Origin of the sequence: Methylobacterium mesophilicum, assembly GCF_036441335.1 — a bacterium.
GTDB classification, from domain to species: Bacteria; Pseudomonadota; Alphaproteobacteria; order Rhizobiales; family Beijerinckiaceae; genus Methylobacterium; species Methylobacterium mesophilicum_B.
This window is the reverse complement of sequence record NZ_MLBW01000034.1, coordinates 66638-80039: the sequence shown is the minus strand read 5'-3', so window position 1 is coordinate 80039 and position 13402 is coordinate 66638. Positions and strand designations below refer to the sequence as shown.

The 13402-nt window shown below is 71.2% G+C and carries 14 protein-coding genes, 1 rRNA gene and 1 other annotated feature (1 of these 16 only partly in view); of the genes, 6 read left to right on the top strand and 9 right to left on the bottom strand.

Going from position 1 to position 13402, the window contains the following annotated elements; translation table 11 throughout:
• The first annotated feature begins 105 nt into the window (after positions 1–105).
• Entirely contained in the window at positions 106–1500 is a 1395-nt protein-coding gene (locus MMR14E_RS21065; protein WP_331316982.1) for an ATP-binding protein, read from the top strand.
• 43 nt (positions 1501–1543) lie between these two features.
• Here the strand turns inward: MMR14E_RS21065 and MMR14E_RS21060 are convergent, their stop codons facing one another.
• On the bottom strand, positions 1544–1849 hold the full coding sequence (locus tag MMR14E_RS21060; protein WP_331316980.1) for a hypothetical protein: 306 nt from the start codon (positions 1847–1849) through the stop codon (positions 1544–1546).
• Positions 1850–2027: 178 nt separating this feature from the next.
• Between MMR14E_RS21060 and MMR14E_RS21055 the strand changes: the two genes are divergently transcribed.
• Both MMR14E_RS21055 and MMR14E_RS21050 read left to right on the top strand, forming a co-directional pair.
• Positions 2028–2219 carry a hypothetical protein gene (locus MMR14E_RS21055; RefSeq protein ID WP_026605443.1) on the top strand — a complete coding sequence of 64 codons (192 nt, stop codon included), beginning with the start codon at positions 2028–2030 and terminating at the stop codon, positions 2217–2219.
• Between the two features lie 23 nt (positions 2220–2242).
• Positions 2243–3424 (top strand): pyridoxal phosphate-dependent aminotransferase, encoded by a 1182-nt coding sequence (locus MMR14E_RS21050; protein ID WP_331316979.1) that lies wholly within the window; start codon positions 2243–2245, stop codon positions 3422–3424.
• 189 nt (positions 3425–3613) lie between these two features.
• On the opposite strand, the gene MMR14E_RS21045 is transcribed toward MMR14E_RS21050, so the two are convergent.
• From MMR14E_RS21045 to MMR14E_RS21035, 3 genes are all read right to left on the bottom strand, one after another.
• Positions 3614–4678, bottom strand: coding sequence for an esterase (locus MMR14E_RS21045; RefSeq protein WP_331316977.1), 1065 nt, complete (start codon positions 4676–4678; stop codon positions 3614–3616).
• Positions 4679–4786: 108 nt separating this feature from the next.
• Positions 4787–5299 (bottom strand): DUF533 domain-containing protein, encoded by a 513-nt coding sequence (locus MMR14E_RS21040; RefSeq protein WP_331316975.1) that lies wholly within the window; start codon positions 5297–5299, stop codon positions 4787–4789.
• Between the two features lie 67 nt (positions 5300–5366).
• On the bottom strand, positions 5367–5702 hold the full coding sequence (locus MMR14E_RS21035) for a hypothetical protein (RefSeq protein WP_331316973.1): 336 nt from the start codon (positions 5700–5702) through the stop codon (positions 5367–5369).
• A gap of 249 nt (positions 5703–5951) precedes the next feature.
• Between MMR14E_RS21035 and MMR14E_RS21030 the strand changes: the two genes are divergently transcribed.
• Entirely contained in the window at positions 5952–6836 is an 885-nt protein-coding gene (locus MMR14E_RS21030; RefSeq protein WP_331316971.1) for a transglutaminase family protein, read from the top strand.
• A gap of 10 nt (positions 6837–6846) precedes the next feature.
• Here MMR14E_RS21030 and MMR14E_RS21025 read toward each other — a convergent pair whose 3' ends face one another.
• A complete protein-coding gene (locus MMR14E_RS21025) occupies positions 6847–7875 on the bottom strand; it encodes an alpha/beta hydrolase (RefSeq protein ID WP_331316969.1) in 1029 nt (342 codons plus the stop codon).
• Between the two features lie 190 nt (positions 7876–8065).
• Here MMR14E_RS21025 and meaB point away from each other — a divergent pair, with 190 nt between their 5' ends.
• Positions 8066–9052, top strand: coding sequence for a methylmalonyl Co-A mutase-associated GTPase MeaB (gene meaB, locus MMR14E_RS21020; protein ID WP_331316968.1), 987 nt, complete (start codon positions 8066–8068; stop codon positions 9050–9052).
• A 144-nt stretch (positions 9053–9196) separates the two neighbouring features.
• A complete protein-coding gene (locus tag MMR14E_RS21015; RefSeq protein WP_331316966.1) occupies positions 9197–9574 on the top strand; it encodes a CsbD family protein in 378 nt (125 codons plus the stop codon).
• Positions 9575–9648: 74 nt separating this feature from the next.
• Here MMR14E_RS21015 and MMR14E_RS21010 read toward each other — a convergent pair whose 3' ends face one another.
• The 4 genes from MMR14E_RS21010 to rrf all read right to left on the bottom strand — a co-directional run bounded on the left by MMR14E_RS21010 (position 9649) and on the right by rrf (position 13198).
• Entirely contained in the window at positions 9649–10434 is a 786-nt protein-coding gene (locus MMR14E_RS21010) for a 3-hydroxybutyrate dehydrogenase (protein WP_331316964.1), read from the bottom strand.
• A 74-nt stretch (positions 10435–10508) separates the two neighbouring features.
• Positions 10509–12017: a sensor histidine kinase gene (locus tag MMR14E_RS21005; RefSeq protein WP_331316963.1), complete on the bottom strand. Its 1509-nt coding sequence runs from the start codon at positions 12015–12017 to the stop codon at positions 10509–10511.
• The gene (locus MMR14E_RS21000; protein WP_331316961.1) at positions 12014–12709 is read right to left on the bottom strand and encodes a response regulator transcription factor; all 696 of its coding nucleotides are present in this window, start codon (positions 12707–12709) and stop codon (positions 12014–12016) included. The genes MMR14E_RS21005 and MMR14E_RS21000 overlap by 4 nt, the downstream gene beginning before the upstream one ends.
• Positions 12710–13082: 373 nt before the next feature.
• A 5S ribosomal RNA gene (gene rrf / locus MMR14E_RS20995) occupies positions 13083–13198 on the bottom strand.
• A gap of 200 nt (positions 13199–13398) precedes the next feature.
• Positions 13399–13402: a sequence feature (23S ribosomal RNA rRNA prediction is too short), on the bottom strand (it continues 81 nt past the right edge of the window).

Genomic DNA, 13402 nt, shown 5'->3' with positions numbered 1-13402 from the left:
GCGCCGGCTTCCCGCGCCCGCCCGAGCCATGTTTGCCGCCGTTGACCGGAGCACCCGCCGACCGACCCGCCGCCGCTCCCGCGGGCCGGACGGGCGCGCGACCGCATGAACGCCCCTGACCCCGCCCTCGCCCGGGCGCTCCGGAAGGGCTCGCCGCGCCCGGGCCCGCGCCGCCTTTGGAAGCGCGTCAGCCGGGCGATCGGCGACGTCCTGCCGAAAGGCCTCTACGCCCGCTCCCTGATCATCATCATCGCGCCGGTGGTGCTGCTCCAGTCGGTGATCGCCTACACGTTCATGGAGCGGCACTGGCAGCTCGTGACCAAGCGCCTCTCGGCGGCGGTCACGGCGGACGTCGCCGCGCTGATCGACATCTACGAGAGCTACCCGCAGGACAAGGATGCCGAGACCCTCTCGCGCATCGCCGGGGAGCGGCTGAACCTCGACCTCGACATCCTCAAGGGCGCCAAGCTGCCGCCCCCGGGCCCGCGCCCGTTCTTCTCGATCCTCGACGAGGCCCTGTCCGACGAGATCAAGCGCCAGATCCGAAGGCCCTTCTGGATCGACACGGTCGGCCGCTCGAACCTGATCGAGATCCGCGTGGCGATCCCCGACGGGGTGATGCGCATCACCGCCCGGCGCAGCCAGGCCTACGCGTCGAACTCGCACATCTTCCTCGTGTGGATGATCGGCTCGTCGCTGGTGCTGCTCGGCGTCGCGATCCTGTTCCTGCGCAACCAGATCAAGCCGATCCTGCGGCTCGCCGCCGTGGCGGAGGGCTTCGGCAAGGGGCGGGAGATCGAGTTCCGGCCCCGCGGCGCCCGCGAGGTGCGTCAGGCCGGCCACGCCTTCATCGAGATGAAGCGGCGCATCGAGCGGGCCATGGAGCAGCGCACCACGATGCTCAACGGCGTCAGCCACGACCTGCGCACCATCCTGACCCGCTTCCGCCTGTCCCTGGCGCTGATCGAGCAGACCGAGGAGATCGAGGATCTCAGCCGCGACGTCGACGAGATGAGCCGGATGCTGGAGGGCTACCTCGCCTTCGCGCGGGGCGATTCGGCCGAGCCCGCGGCGCCCACCGACATGCGCGCCCTGCTGGAGGACCTGCGGACCGACGTCGAGCGCCTCGGCGCCCACGTCTCTGCGGTCGATCTCGCCGGCGCCCCTGAGGTCACGGTGCGGCCGGGCGCCTTCCGGCGCTGCCTGTTCAACCTCGCGGCCAACGCCGTCCGCTACGGCGAGACGGTGGCGATCTCCGGCCGGCTGGAGGCGCGGACCTTCCTCGTCTCGATCGACGATGACGGGCCCGGCATCCCGGCGGAGAGCCGCGAGGACGTGTTCAAGCCGTTCGTGCGGCTCGACGACGCCCGCCAGGATGCCGGCGGCTCCGGGCTGGGCCTGTCGATCGCCCGGGACATCGCCCGGGCCCACGGCGGGGACATCACCCTGCACGACAGCCCGCTGGGCGGCCTGCGGGCCACCGTGCGGGTCCCCGCCTGAGGCGGATCACGCGGGTCGGATCGGGTCGGATCGGGGATCCGGCTCAGGTATCGGCCGGCCGGCGCAGGCGCAGGAACTCGGCCTGCACGTTGCGGATCAGGTGATCGATGCTCGCCTCGTCGAGGGCGGCGCTCGTCAGCCGGGCGCGCAGGCCGGCCTCGCCGTTCCAGGCGTAGCCGGCCTCGAACGGCAGGTGACGCCGCAGGAGCGGGCTCACGACCGACTCGCGCCGGTAGGCGGGATGTCGCAGCAGCCGCCCGATATGGAGCGCCAGCGTCTCGACGCTGGAGGATCTGGAGCCTGAACTCCCCGCTCCCTTGCCTTTCGAATCGACCGATGCCCAACGCATACGTGTCCGCCCTCCCGGAGACGCCACTGTTGCGCGAAATGATTGCGCATCCATGAGCGTTCGGGCGAGCCGGCGAAAAACTGCAGCTCGCGGGGTCCCAACCTTCGCGGCACGGTGATATGCAGGGGCGCTTTCCCAGGGCCGCGGTCAGCCGCGCGCCGGATCCCGAGTGCCGAACATGAACCCGCTCGTCCCGCTCTTCGCCCTCATCTCGCTGCCGCTCGCGGCCATCGGTCTCGTGCTCTACACCGACGAGGGCATCAACCCGGACCTGTTCTACGCCTCCGTGAAGACCTTCGTGATCCTGGGCGCGATCGCCGCGGCGATGTCGTTCGGCGCGATGAAGCTCTCGGAGCGGTCCAAGCACTGACGTCCCACCGCCCGGAGGGCGCGATGCTGCACGTGGTCCCGGCCTTCTCGCGCATCGGCGAGGAGAACGCCTTCGCGGTGCTGGCGCGGGCCCAGGCCCTCGCCGCGCAGGGGCGGGACGTGATCAACCTCGGCATCGGCCAGCCGGACATGCCGACGCCCGCCCACGTGGTCGAGGCGGGCATCAAGGCGCTGCGCGACGGACACCACGGCTACACGCCGGCTGTCGGTATCCCGCAGCTCCGCGAGTCGGTGGCCCGCGACATCCACCGCCGCCACGGCGTCGAGGTCTCGCCGGATTCCGTGATGATCGTGCCGGGCGGCAAGGTCACCATGTTCATGGCGATCCTGATGTTCGGCGCGCCCGGGACCGAGATCCTGTATCCGGATCCGGGCTTCCCGATCTACCGCTCGATGATCGAGTTCACCGGCGCGACGCCGGTCCCGGTGCCGATCCGCGAGGAGAACGACTTCGCCTTCTCGGCGGCCGAGACCCTGGCGCTGATCACGCCGAAGACGCGGCTGCTGATCGTCAACTCGCCCGCCAACCCCACCGGCGGCGTGACGCCGAAGGCCGAGATCGACGCCCTGGTGAAGGGCCTCGCCGAGCACCCCGACGTCGCGGTGCTGTCGGACGAGATCTACGGCACCATGACGTACGACGGCGAGACCCACCACTCGCTGCTGGCCTATCCCGAGATCCGCGACCGGCTGGTCTACCTCGACGGCGCGTCCAAGACCTACGCGATGACCGGCTGGCGGCTCGGCTGGTCGGTCTGGCCGAAGCCGCTCTACGACGCGGCGCGCAAGCTCGCCGTCAACGCGCATTCCTGCGTCAACGCGGCGACGCAGTGGGCCGGCATCGCGGCGCTCGACGGCCCGCAGGATTGCGTGGCCGAGATGGTCGCCGAATTCGACCGGCGCCGGGCGATCGTGGTCGAAGGGCTGAACGCCCTGCCGGACGTCTCCTGCATCGTGCCCGAGGGCGCGTTCTACGCCTTCCCGAACATCGCCCGGACCGGCTGGAAGGCGAAGGCCCTCGCCTCGACCCTCCTGGAGGAAGCGGGTGTGGCGGTGATCGGCGGTCCGGATTTCGGCGTCCACGGCGAGGGCTATCTCCGCCTGTCCTACGCCAATTCGGCCGAGAACATCCGGCGGGCGCTGGAGCGGATGGGCACGTTCCTCAGCGCGCACAGGCCGGGCTGAGACCGCACGCCGTCGCCGACCCCGGCAGGGACGTCGGCTTCCGCGCCGCCGTCCTCGCGCGCGGCGAAGCGATCCAGTCGGCGCGACGCCGCCGAGGCAGGGCAGCCCTGGGTCACTTCGCGCGCGTGATGACGGTGGCGGGTGTGGCGACCGGGACGTGAGGACGGATACCGGTTCGATCGGCCCGCCTCAGGACTTGCCGGGCGCCCGCTTGTCGATCCAGCCGACCAGCCAGTCGGCGATGTCGAGGCTGTTCTTGTCCTGCATCAGCATGTGCGAATTGCCGTGGATGCCGATCTCCGGCAGCAGGATCAGCTCCGCCTTGCCCCCCGCGGCGTTGGCGGCCGCCACGAAGCTGCGGCACTGCTTGAGCCGCGGCGCCCAGCGGGGCGAGGCGTCGACGTAGTCGCCGAACAGGACGAGGATCGGCAGGTCCTTGTAGGGCGCGAGGTCGTCCTTGGCCGGGTCCGGGCAGGCGGCCGGCTCGATGGCCACGATGGCGCGCAGGCCGGTCCGATCGAGTGCAGCAGTCTGGAACGGGTAGATCCCCGACTGCGAGTGCGAGATCAGCACCGCGCCCTTGAGCCGCTTGGCGAGCTCCGACAGAGCCGGCACGGTCGGGTTCGGCACCGGCAGGGCGGCCGACCAGTCCGGGACCATCTGCTTCCAGAACTCGCCCTGCGCCTCCAGGGGGAACTGCATGCCGGGGAACACCTTCGGGTATTCCGGCCCGAACCGGAAGATCGCCCAGGCCGGCTCGCGCCCGGCCGAGAAGACGGCCGGAAGAGAATTCGGATCGGCCCGTCCCAGCTTCACGGCGTTGATCTGGGCCGGGCTCGCCGCCGAGCGGCCGCGCCAGGCCTGATCGATCACGTAGGTCGGGAAACCGCGCCGGACGAGGTACTCGTCCCAGCCCATGCGCCCGTCGGGCGTCGTCTCCCAGGTCTTGCCCGTGAGGCAGCAGCCGTGGATCAGGACCAGCGGCGGCCGTCCGGCATTCACCGGGATCTGATAGCGGACATAGATCTGGTCGATGCTGATCGTGCCCGACGGTGCGTAGGCCGGCAGCGTCGAGAGCGTGTCGGACTGGACGTCGCGGCCGCCGACGAAGAAGCTGCCCTGCTCGGCGATGGTCAGCGGGCCGGCGGCCGGGTCGGCCGCGCGCGCGGAGCCGCCGGCGATCAGCATGGCCGCGACCAGCGCGTAGGCCCGCCGCCGGGCGCGCGCGAGCGCGGGCACTGACAGTCCTGCCATGAAATGTCCCGTCCTCCCGCGAACGGATCGCCCGGACCCGTCGTCGCGGCGAAGCCTAGCACGAAGCTCGGCCGCCTGGGGAGATCCGCCCATCGGACAGGTTGCCGGTCAGGCCGCGATGTCGCGCTCGACTCGCTCGGTCGCCTCCGCGGGCAGATCGAGGGCCTCGGCCAGCATCTTCAGGAACTGGCGCTCCTGGAGCGTGTCGGGGTCGATCGCGAGCCGCGCCGCCGCGTAGATCCGGGCCGCCGCATCCGGGGTCGCGACCCGCTCGGCGATCGCGTCGACGTCGGCGGGGTCCGCGAGCTCGCGATCGAGCCAGGACCGCCCGTCGGGATCGAGGCCCGCCTCGGCCACGGCGGCGTCGAGGCGCTTGCGCTCCGCGGCGTCGACCAGCCCGTCGGCGATCGTGGCCGCCACCATGGCCCGCAGCATCAGCCGGGCCTCGTCCTCGTCGACCGTGGTGAAGTCGGGGCCTCCGGCCTCGGGCGGCGGCGCCCCGCGCAGCGCCCGGTAGGCGAGACCACCGATCAGCGCCAACCCGCCGAGGGCGGCACCGGCGGCGAGGCCGTTGCGCCTCGAACGCACGAGCGCGTCGACGATCCGTCTGCTGTCAGCCATGCCATCCTCCCGGGACCCGATCCAACGGATCGGAAACCGCCCGGGAGGCGCTGGGGTTCAGCCGCGCTCAGGCGTCAGCTTCGTCCTCGTCCTCGTCGATATCCACCAGGAAGACGATGTCGGCCTCGTCCTCGTCGTCCGAATCGGACCCGGTGTGCCGCGGATCGTCGACGAAATCACCCTCGCCGTCGTCCTCGGCCAGCGCGTCCTCGAAGATCTCGACCTCGTCCTCCGTGGCGGCCCGGACCTTGAGCGCCGACGTGCCGTTCCAGAGCGGCTTCCCGCCGGTCGTCATGGTCCGGATGTCTTCCTTGAAGCCGTCACAGGTGAAGAGGTCCTTGGCGGACGCCTCGTCGCTGTTGATCACCGCAACGGCGGTGCCGTCGATCTCGAGCGTGAACATGGCCGGCATCCCTCTCGTAACCGTCCTCAGGCGCTCCCGCTCAGCGGGCTGGCGCACGGGTGCGACGCGCTGCCCCGGGAAGAAACGCTTCGGTCTCGTCCGGCGGCCGCGAGCGCCGCGCGGGGATGCTGTAGGGGTGAAGCGGACGGCCGCCAAGCCCGTCCCGGCCCGACCCGCACGATTCGGCGCGGCACGGATCCTGCGCCCATCGGGGCGGGCACAGTCTCGAACACGAAGGATCACCCGCGCATGCGGATCAGGCTCGGCTGCGAGATGCGCTACGCCTTCCCCTATCCCGTGCCCATGGTGGTGATGCTCAACGTGCATCCCTCCAGGGCGTCCGACCTGGAGGCGCCCGACGTGCTCCGGACCGATCCGCCCGTTCCGGTGGCGATCTACCGCGACGGTTTCGGCAACCAGTGCGGCCGCCTGACCGCGCCGGCCGGCAACTTCACCGTCGGGACCGACGCCGTGATCCGCGACAGCGGGATGCCCGATCCGGCACACCCGGAAGCGGCGCAGCACGCGGTCGAGGAGCTGCCGGCCGAGACGATCGTGTTCCTGCTGCCCAGCCGGTACTGCGAATCGGATCTTCTGGCGGACGAGGCGTGGCGTCTCTTCGGCCATACCGAGCCCGGCTGGGCCCGGGTGCGGGCGGTCTGCGACTTCGTGCACGCCCACATCGCGTTCGGCTACGAGTTCGCCCATCGCGACCGCACGGCTATGGACGCCTACGCGGGCGGCCGCGGCGTCTGCCGGGACTTCACCCACCTGGCGGTCGCGTTCTGCCGCGCCCTCAACGTCCCGACCCGCTACTGCACCGGCTACATCAGCTTCATCGGCGAGCCCGAGCCGCACCCGGCCGGCGACTTCGCGGCCTGGATGGAGGTCTATCTGGGCGGCGTCTGGCACGTGTTCGACCCGCGCAACAACAGCCCGCGGATCGGGCGGGTCATGGTCGCGTACGGCCGGGACGCCGCGGACGTGCCGCTGACCCACACGTTCGGACCGAATTCCCTGGTGGGCTTCCGGGTCTGGGCCGACCGGATCGACCACCTGGACGCCTCCGGCGACGCGCCGGTCCTGCCGGAAGAACCCCTGCCGCCGCAGAGCATGGCGACCCGGACCGGGTGAGTGGCGCGCGTCAGACGCCGGCGCCGCGGGCGATGGCGCGCTTGACCACGCCCTGGACGTCCGGGTTCGAGAGGAACAGGTCGTGGTTGATCAGGCCGCCGCCGTAATCGGAGGCGTCGGCGACGCGCACCCCGAGTGCCTCGAGCTTGGCGCGATCGGCGGCGCCGGCGCGCACGCCCCCCGCCAGCGCGGCCGAGAGTTCGAGCGCCCGGTCGTTCGTGGAGGAGATCACGGTGATTTTCGAGACGTCGGGTCCCATGCGGGCGACACCGTTGGAGAACAGGTCGAAGTCGATGTCGGGGGCGGCCAGAACCACGGCGCCGATCCGCGACATCGCCGCCTCGCCGGCCTCGGCGCGGAGCATGCGCAGGGTCTCGAGGGTCAGGAGCGTGCCCATGGAGTGCGCGACGATGTTGATGCGGCCGCCGCTCGGCGAGGCGGCGAGCGCCTTCAGCAGGTCCTCGAACGCGTCGCGCGACCAGAGGGCGCTCTCGCGATCGTAATTGTAGTCGAGGGTCGCGGCCGCCGACGGCCACGTGAACAGGCCGGAGACTCCGCGGAACCGGATCCCGTCCGACAGACGAGCGGCGCTGACCGCGGCCGATTCGAACGACTCGCGGTAGCCGTGGACGTAGATCAGCACGTCGCGCCCGAGGGCCGCCTGGGCGAAGGCCTCGGCGGCGCCCGGTCCGGATTCGGATTTCGGAACCGCGCCGATGGTCCAGTCGCCGGTGATGACGGACGAGACCTTGCCGAGCAGCGAGCGGTCGGGCGGCGACAGGCGCACCTCGGCGAAGCTCAGGCCACGGCCGCGGTCGCTGCTGAAATACGGAGGCCGGGGCGGGTTGCCAACGGGCTTGCGCGTCGTGGCGACCAGCAGCACCGGCATGACGTCAAGGGCCGACTGCCTCTCGGGCAGGGCCGCGCCGGTCCCGAGATCGTCGGTGACGCAGGCGCCGAGCGACGGGGCGAGACCCGCGGCGCCCGCGAGCGCTCCGAAGCGAAGAAGGATGCGGCGTGAGACGATCTGGCTCGACATGATCCGGTTACGCTCGGGCTGGACGCCTTCCGTTGCCCAGGATCGTGACCATCGCGGGGCACGACCACCGCAACGCGGCGTGAATAGCGGGCACGGCCGGGCTTGTGGTGGGCGGGACACAGGCCGGCGATCCCCCGACCCCGATGCTCTCCCCCTCGACTGCGGCCGTCGCCGCGGCCATGAAGAGAGCATGACGCCGTCCATCGACATCGAGAGTCTCCGCGAGCGGCTGCTGCGCGGCGACCGCGCCGCTCTGGCCCGGGCCATCACGCTGGCGGAGTCCAAGCGCGCCGATCACCGGGCGCTGGCGGCGAGCCTGATCGACTCGGTCCTGCCCGAGACCGGCCGGGCGATCCGCGTCGGCATCACGGGCGTCCCCGGCGTCGGCAAGTCGACCACCATCGACGCCCTCGGCTCGAACCTGACGGAGGCCGGTCACAGGGTGGCGGTGCTCGCGGTCGACCCGTCCTCCTCCCGGACCGGCGGCTCGATCCTGGGCGACAAGACCCGGATGGCGCGGCTGTCGCACGACCCCAAGGCCTTCATCCGCCCCTCCCCCTCCTCCGGCACGCTCGGCGGCGTCGCGGCCAAGACACGCGAGACCATGCTGCTCTGCGAGGCCGCGGGCTTCGACGTGATCCTCGTCGAGACGGTCGGCGTCGGCCAGTCGGAGACGGCGGTGGCCGACCTGACCGACTTCTTCCTCGTACTGATGCTGCCCGGGGCGGGCGACGAGCTGCAGGGCATCAAGAAGGGCATCCTCGAGCTCGCCGACATGATCGCGGTCAACAAGGCCGATGCGGGAGAGGCCGAGCAGCGCGCCAACGCGGCGGCCTCGGAATACCGGGCGGCGCTGCACATCCTGACCCCGGCCTCCGCCACCTGGACGCCGCCGGTGGTCACGATTTCGGGCTTCCACAACCTGCGCCTCGACGCATTGTGGGCGAAGATCGTCGAGCATCGGGAGAAGCTCACGGCGACCGGCGAGATCCAGGCGAAGCGCCGGACCCAGGACGTGAAGTGGATGTGGGCGCTGGTGGACGAGCGCCTGCACCAGCGCCTCGTCGGCTCCCCGGAGGTCCGTCGCCGCACGGCGGAGGCGGAGGCCGGCGTCGCCCGGGGCGAGACGTCCCCGGCCGCCGGCGCGGCGGCCATCGCGGAGCTGATCGGGCTCTGACCCGCTCCGCCGCCGCGATCGCGGGTCGAGGCGCACAATTTCGTGGCGATCGGGGGCACAAACGCCATCTCGCGCGTTCGGTGGACGACGGCGTAACGAGCGGCGCCCCAGTCGCGGCGCCGCGCTCACGTCCAGGAGAGTGCCATGGTGGATACGGATCGGATCGTCGGCGGCGCCAAGGAGGCCGTCGGCAAGGTTCAGGGCGCGGCCGGCGACTTCGTCGGATCGAACCGGGACTCTGTCGAGGGGCGGTTCCGCGAGGCGCAGGGCCAGGCGCAGAACGTCTACGGCCAGGTCAAGGACAAGGCCCGGGACATCGCCGACCGCGCCGGCGACTACGCGAGCGACGCCTACGAGCGCGCCGGCGACGTGGCGGAGGACGTCTACGAGCGGGGCGGCTCGTACCTGCGCGACGGTCGCACCGCCGTCGGCGCCCGGGTGGAGGAGAATCCCCTGGTCGCGCTCCTGATCGCGGGCGCGGTCGGGTACGGCATCGCGCTGCTGATCCACGGCCGCCGCTGACCGGCAGCGGCCCCGCCCGTGCCCGGGCGGGGCCCTCGCGGCGTCGGCCCACCCCGCCGGCGGGGCCGGTCGCGCTACTGCGCTGTCCAGCCACCGTCCATGCTGATATTGGCGCCGGTGATCTGGCTGGCCGCGTCGGAGCACAGGAACACCGCCAGCGCGGCCACCTGATCGACGGTGACGAACTCCTTCGTCGGCTGCGCCTTCAGCATCACGTCCTCGATCACCTGCTCCTTGGTGAGGCCGCGGGCCTTCATGGTGTCGGGGATCTGCGCCTCCACCAGCGGCGTCCAGACGTAGCCGGGCGAGATGCAGTTCACCGTGATCCTGTGCGGCGCCAGTTCCAGGGCCGCCGTCTTGCTCAGGCCCGCGATCCCGTGCTTGGCCGCCACGTAGGCCGACTTGAACGGCGAGGCCACCAGGGAGTGGGCCGAGGCCGTGTTGATGATCCGCCCCCAGCCCCGCGCCTTCATCCCGGGGATCGCCGCGTGCATCGTGTGGAAGGCCGAGGACAGGTTGATGGCGATGATCTGCTCCCACTTCTCCGCGGGAAATTCCTCGATCGGCGAGACGAACTGGATGCCGGCGTTGTTGACCAGCACGTCGACCGCCCCGAAGGCCTCCTCCGCCTCGCGCACCATGGCGGCGATCGCGTCGGGCCTGCTCATGTCGGCGGCCGAGTAGCGAGCCTTGACCCCGTAGGTGCTCTCGATCCCCGACCGAGCCTCCTCGATGGCCTGCGCGTCCCCGAATCCGTTGAGCACGACGTTGGCCCCTTCGCCCGCGAGGGCGCGCGCGATGGCGAGCCCGATGCCGCTCGTCGAGCCGGTCACGAGGGCTGTCTTGGTCTTGAGGGTCATGGGGCCTCCTGGAACGCGGGCGCGCCGGTGTTCGGATACGATCGCGGCGCGGTCACGGTGGGACAGGTCGCGACCTAAGTAGCGCGGGACAGCGATCCCGGCACAGGGTCGCCCGATGGCGGAGCGGGCAGGATGTCACCGGCGGCCGCCTGCGCCTGCGCCGCGGCCGGAAACTCGATCTCGATCCGGAGCCCGGGACCGTTGTCGGAGAGCCGCAGGGCCCCGTGATGCAGGCGGACCACCGCGTTGACGAGGCTGAGCCCCAGGCCGAAGCCCGGTCGCGACCGGGCATCCTCCAGACGCACGAACCGGCCGAGCACGCGGGCCCGCTCCGCCTCGGGAATGCCAGGGCCGTGGTCGGAGACGGCCAGGCGGACCGTGTCCGCCTCGCGCCACGCCTCCAGAGTCACGATGGCCTCCGCCTCGGCGGAGACCGCGCCGTATTTCAGGGCGTTGTCGATCAAGTTGGCCAGGGCCTGCCCGATCAGTTCCCGGTTGCCGGCGATGATCAGGTCGCCCTGCGCGCGCACCGCCAGGGTCAGACCCTGGTCCTCGGCGAGTGCGTCGTACAGTTCGCCGACACCCCGCACCGTGTGGCCGACATCCAGCGGCGCGAGGATCTCCCGGGCACTCCCGGCCTCGAGCCGCGCGATCATCAGGAGGGCGTTGAACACCCGGATCAGCCCGTCGCCCTCGTCGATTACGGCCTCCAGCGCCGCGCGCAGCTCCTCCTGTGTCGAGGCGCGGCGCAGGGCCTCGTCGGCGCGGTTGCGCAGGCGGGTCAGCGGCGTCTTCAGGTCGTGCGCGATGTTGTCGGAGACCTCCCGCATCCCGCGCATCAGCTCGCCGATCCGCTCCAGCATCTGGTTGAGACTCGACGCGAGGCGATCGAGCTCGTCGCCGTTCCCGGCCACGTGGAGCCGGCCGTCGAGGTCGCCCGCCATGATCGCCCGCGTGGTCTGCGTCATGGCGTCGACCCGGCGCAGCACCCGGCTCGCCGCCAGCCAGCCGCCGATCACCCCGAGGAGCACGACGGCGGCGAGCGACGTGACGAAGGCGCGCCCGATCACCGCCCGCAGGCGGTCGCGCTCCTCGGTATCGCGCCCGACCAGCAGGCGGAACCCGCCCGGCAGCGTGAAGACCCGCACGATCGCCTGATGTGCCTGGGAATCCGAATCGTTGCGGCCGTAGCGCGTCTCGCTCTGGCCGGGCGTCGCCAGCACAGCGGCCGGCACGTAGCCGACATTGCCGACGACGTGGTCGCCGCCGGCCGTGGTCACGAGGTAGAGCGAGGCCCCGGGCTCGCGCGACCGCCGCTCCACCACCGAGATCAGCCGCCGCAGGCCACCGGCATTGTACTGCTCCGACAGGCCGTTGATCTCCGCGTCGATCGTGGAGACGATCTGGTCGTCGAGCACCGCGCGGGCGTTCCACGCGACGTAGCCGAGCGCCAGGAAGGCGCAGAGGGCGAAGATCGCGAGGTAGGCCAGCGACAGCTTGAACGCGGTGGTGCGGAACAGCTTCTGGAAACGCGCCGCCGCGGTCTCGCGGGCGACCGGCGCGTCGGTCCAAACCTCGCTCACCCGGCCGCGCCCTCGTCGATGCGCAGCACGTAGCCCGCTCCCCGGACCGTGTGGATGATCGGCGACGGGAAGCCCTTGTCGAGCTTGCTGCGCAGGCGCGAGACGTGAACGTCGATGACGTTGGTCTGCGGGTCGAAGTGGTAGTCCCACACGTGTTCGAGCAGCATGGTGCGGGTCACGACCTGCCCGGCGTGCCGCATCAGGTACTCGAGGAGGCGGAACTCGCGCGGCTGCAGCGGGATCTCGCGGCCGGCCCGGGTCACCCGATGCGACAGCCGGTCGAGCTCGAGGTCGCCGATCCGGTAGCGGGTCTCCTCCGCGGCGCCGGATCCAGCCTGCCGCCGGGCCAGCGCCTCGGTGCGGGCCAGGAGCTCGGAGAACGCGTAGGGCTTCGGAAGGTAATCGTCGCCGCCGGCGCGCAGGCCCTTCACCCGGTCGTCGACCTGCCCGAGCGCCGACAGGATCAGGGTCGGCGTCGCGACGTTCTGCTCGCGCAATGACCGGATCAGCGACAGTCCGTCGAGCTTCGGCAGCATCCTGTCGACGATCAGCACGTCGTAGTCGCCCTCCCGGGCGAGGGCGTACCCGTCGAGGCCGTCATGCGCGCTGTCGGCGACGTGCCCGGTCTCGCGGAACGCCTTGACGAGATAGGCCGCCGCCTCCCGGTCGTCCTCGATGATGAGCAGTCGCATGGCCCCGTTCCATAGCGCGCCGCGCTGGTCGGGGGAACGTATCTCCATCAACATGGTCAAGCCGCTCCCCTCCCCTCTCGGGATGAACGGGCCGAGGCCGCGGACCTCGACCCGTCCCGAAGCGAGGCGCGGGAGACTCGGAGGGCGCGAGTTCCGTCACCGGCTTCGTCCGCGCGGGCGATGGCCCGCGTGCGGTCGGAGGATGATGGCGCGGGAGCGATTACGGGATGGTCGCGGGAAGATGACTTCGCGGTAAGGCAGCTGCAGAGGAACCGCCAACAGCGAAACGCCGACGGGCCGCTCTCGGAGAGAGCGGCCCGTCGGCGTCGCGGATCGGTGTACGTGGTGAGGGGATGTTGCTTGCGATGTGCGGGTCTGGCGGCGACCGACTCTCCCGTGTCTTGAGACACAGTACCATGGGCGCTGGCGTGTTTAACGGCCGAGTTCGAGATGGGATCGGGTTCTGGGCACGCCGCTCAGGCCACCAGACCGGCACATCGCAAGTCTTTTCGGACGGGCCTTCGCAGGGTGCTGCGACGGCGGGTGTCCGGTTCGGCAAGCATGTGGTGGCGGTCGTCGCGCTTTGGCGAGGACGGCCTCTGGTCTGTTTTGCAACCGCATCGTCTGCTTCGCCAGCCTTGCGGCTGCCGAACCAGTCCGGACACGGATCACGAGAGCGATCAAGCCAATCGG

Excerpts from the sequence above, each read along its gene's own strand:
- MMR14E_RS21045 (WP_331316977.1), bottom strand. The coding sequence starts at position 4,678 with ATGGCAGGACTGTCAGTGCCCGCGCTCGCGCGCGCCCGGCGGCGGGCC.
- MMR14E_RS21060 (WP_331316980.1), bottom strand. The coding sequence starts at position 1,849 with ATGCGTTGGGCATCGGTCGATTCGAAAGGCAAGGGAGCGGGGAGTTCA.
- MMR14E_RS21015 (WP_331316966.1), top strand. The coding sequence starts at position 9,197 with ATGGTGGATACGGATCGGATCGTCGGCGGCGCCAAGGAGGCCGTCGGC.
- MMR14E_RS21010 (WP_331316964.1), bottom strand. The coding sequence starts at position 10,434 with ATGACCCTCAAGACCAAGACAGCCCTCGTGACCGGCTCGACGAGCGGC.
- MMR14E_RS21065 (WP_331316982.1), top strand. The coding sequence starts at position 106 with ATGAACGCCCCTGACCCCGCCCTCGCCCGGGCGCTCCGGAAGGGCTCG.
- MMR14E_RS21025 (WP_331316969.1), bottom strand. The coding sequence starts at position 7,875 with ATGTCGAGCCAGATCGTCTCACGCCGCATCCTTCTTCGCTTCGGAGCG.
- MMR14E_RS21035 (WP_331316973.1), bottom strand. The coding sequence starts at position 5,702 with ATGTTCACGCTCGAGATCGACGGCACCGCCGTTGCGGTGATCAACAGC.
- MMR14E_RS21030 (WP_331316971.1), top strand. The coding sequence starts at position 5,952 with ATGCGGATCAGGCTCGGCTGCGAGATGCGCTACGCCTTCCCCTATCCC.
- MMR14E_RS21000 (WP_331316961.1), bottom strand. The coding sequence starts at position 12,709 with ATGCGACTGCTCATCATCGAGGACGACCGGGAGGCGGCGGCCTATCTC.
- MMR14E_RS21040 (WP_331316975.1), bottom strand. The coding sequence starts at position 5,299 with ATGGCTGACAGCAGACGGATCGTCGACGCGCTCGTGCGTTCGAGGCGC.
- meaB (WP_331316968.1), top strand. The coding sequence starts at position 8,066 with ATGACGCCGTCCATCGACATCGAGAGTCTCCGCGAGCGGCTGCTGCGC.
- MMR14E_RS21055 (WP_026605443.1), top strand. The coding sequence starts at position 2,028 with ATGAACCCGCTCGTCCCGCTCTTCGCCCTCATCTCGCTGCCGCTCGCG.
- MMR14E_RS21050 (WP_331316979.1), top strand. The coding sequence starts at position 2,243 with ATGCTGCACGTGGTCCCGGCCTTCTCGCGCATCGGCGAGGAGAACGCC.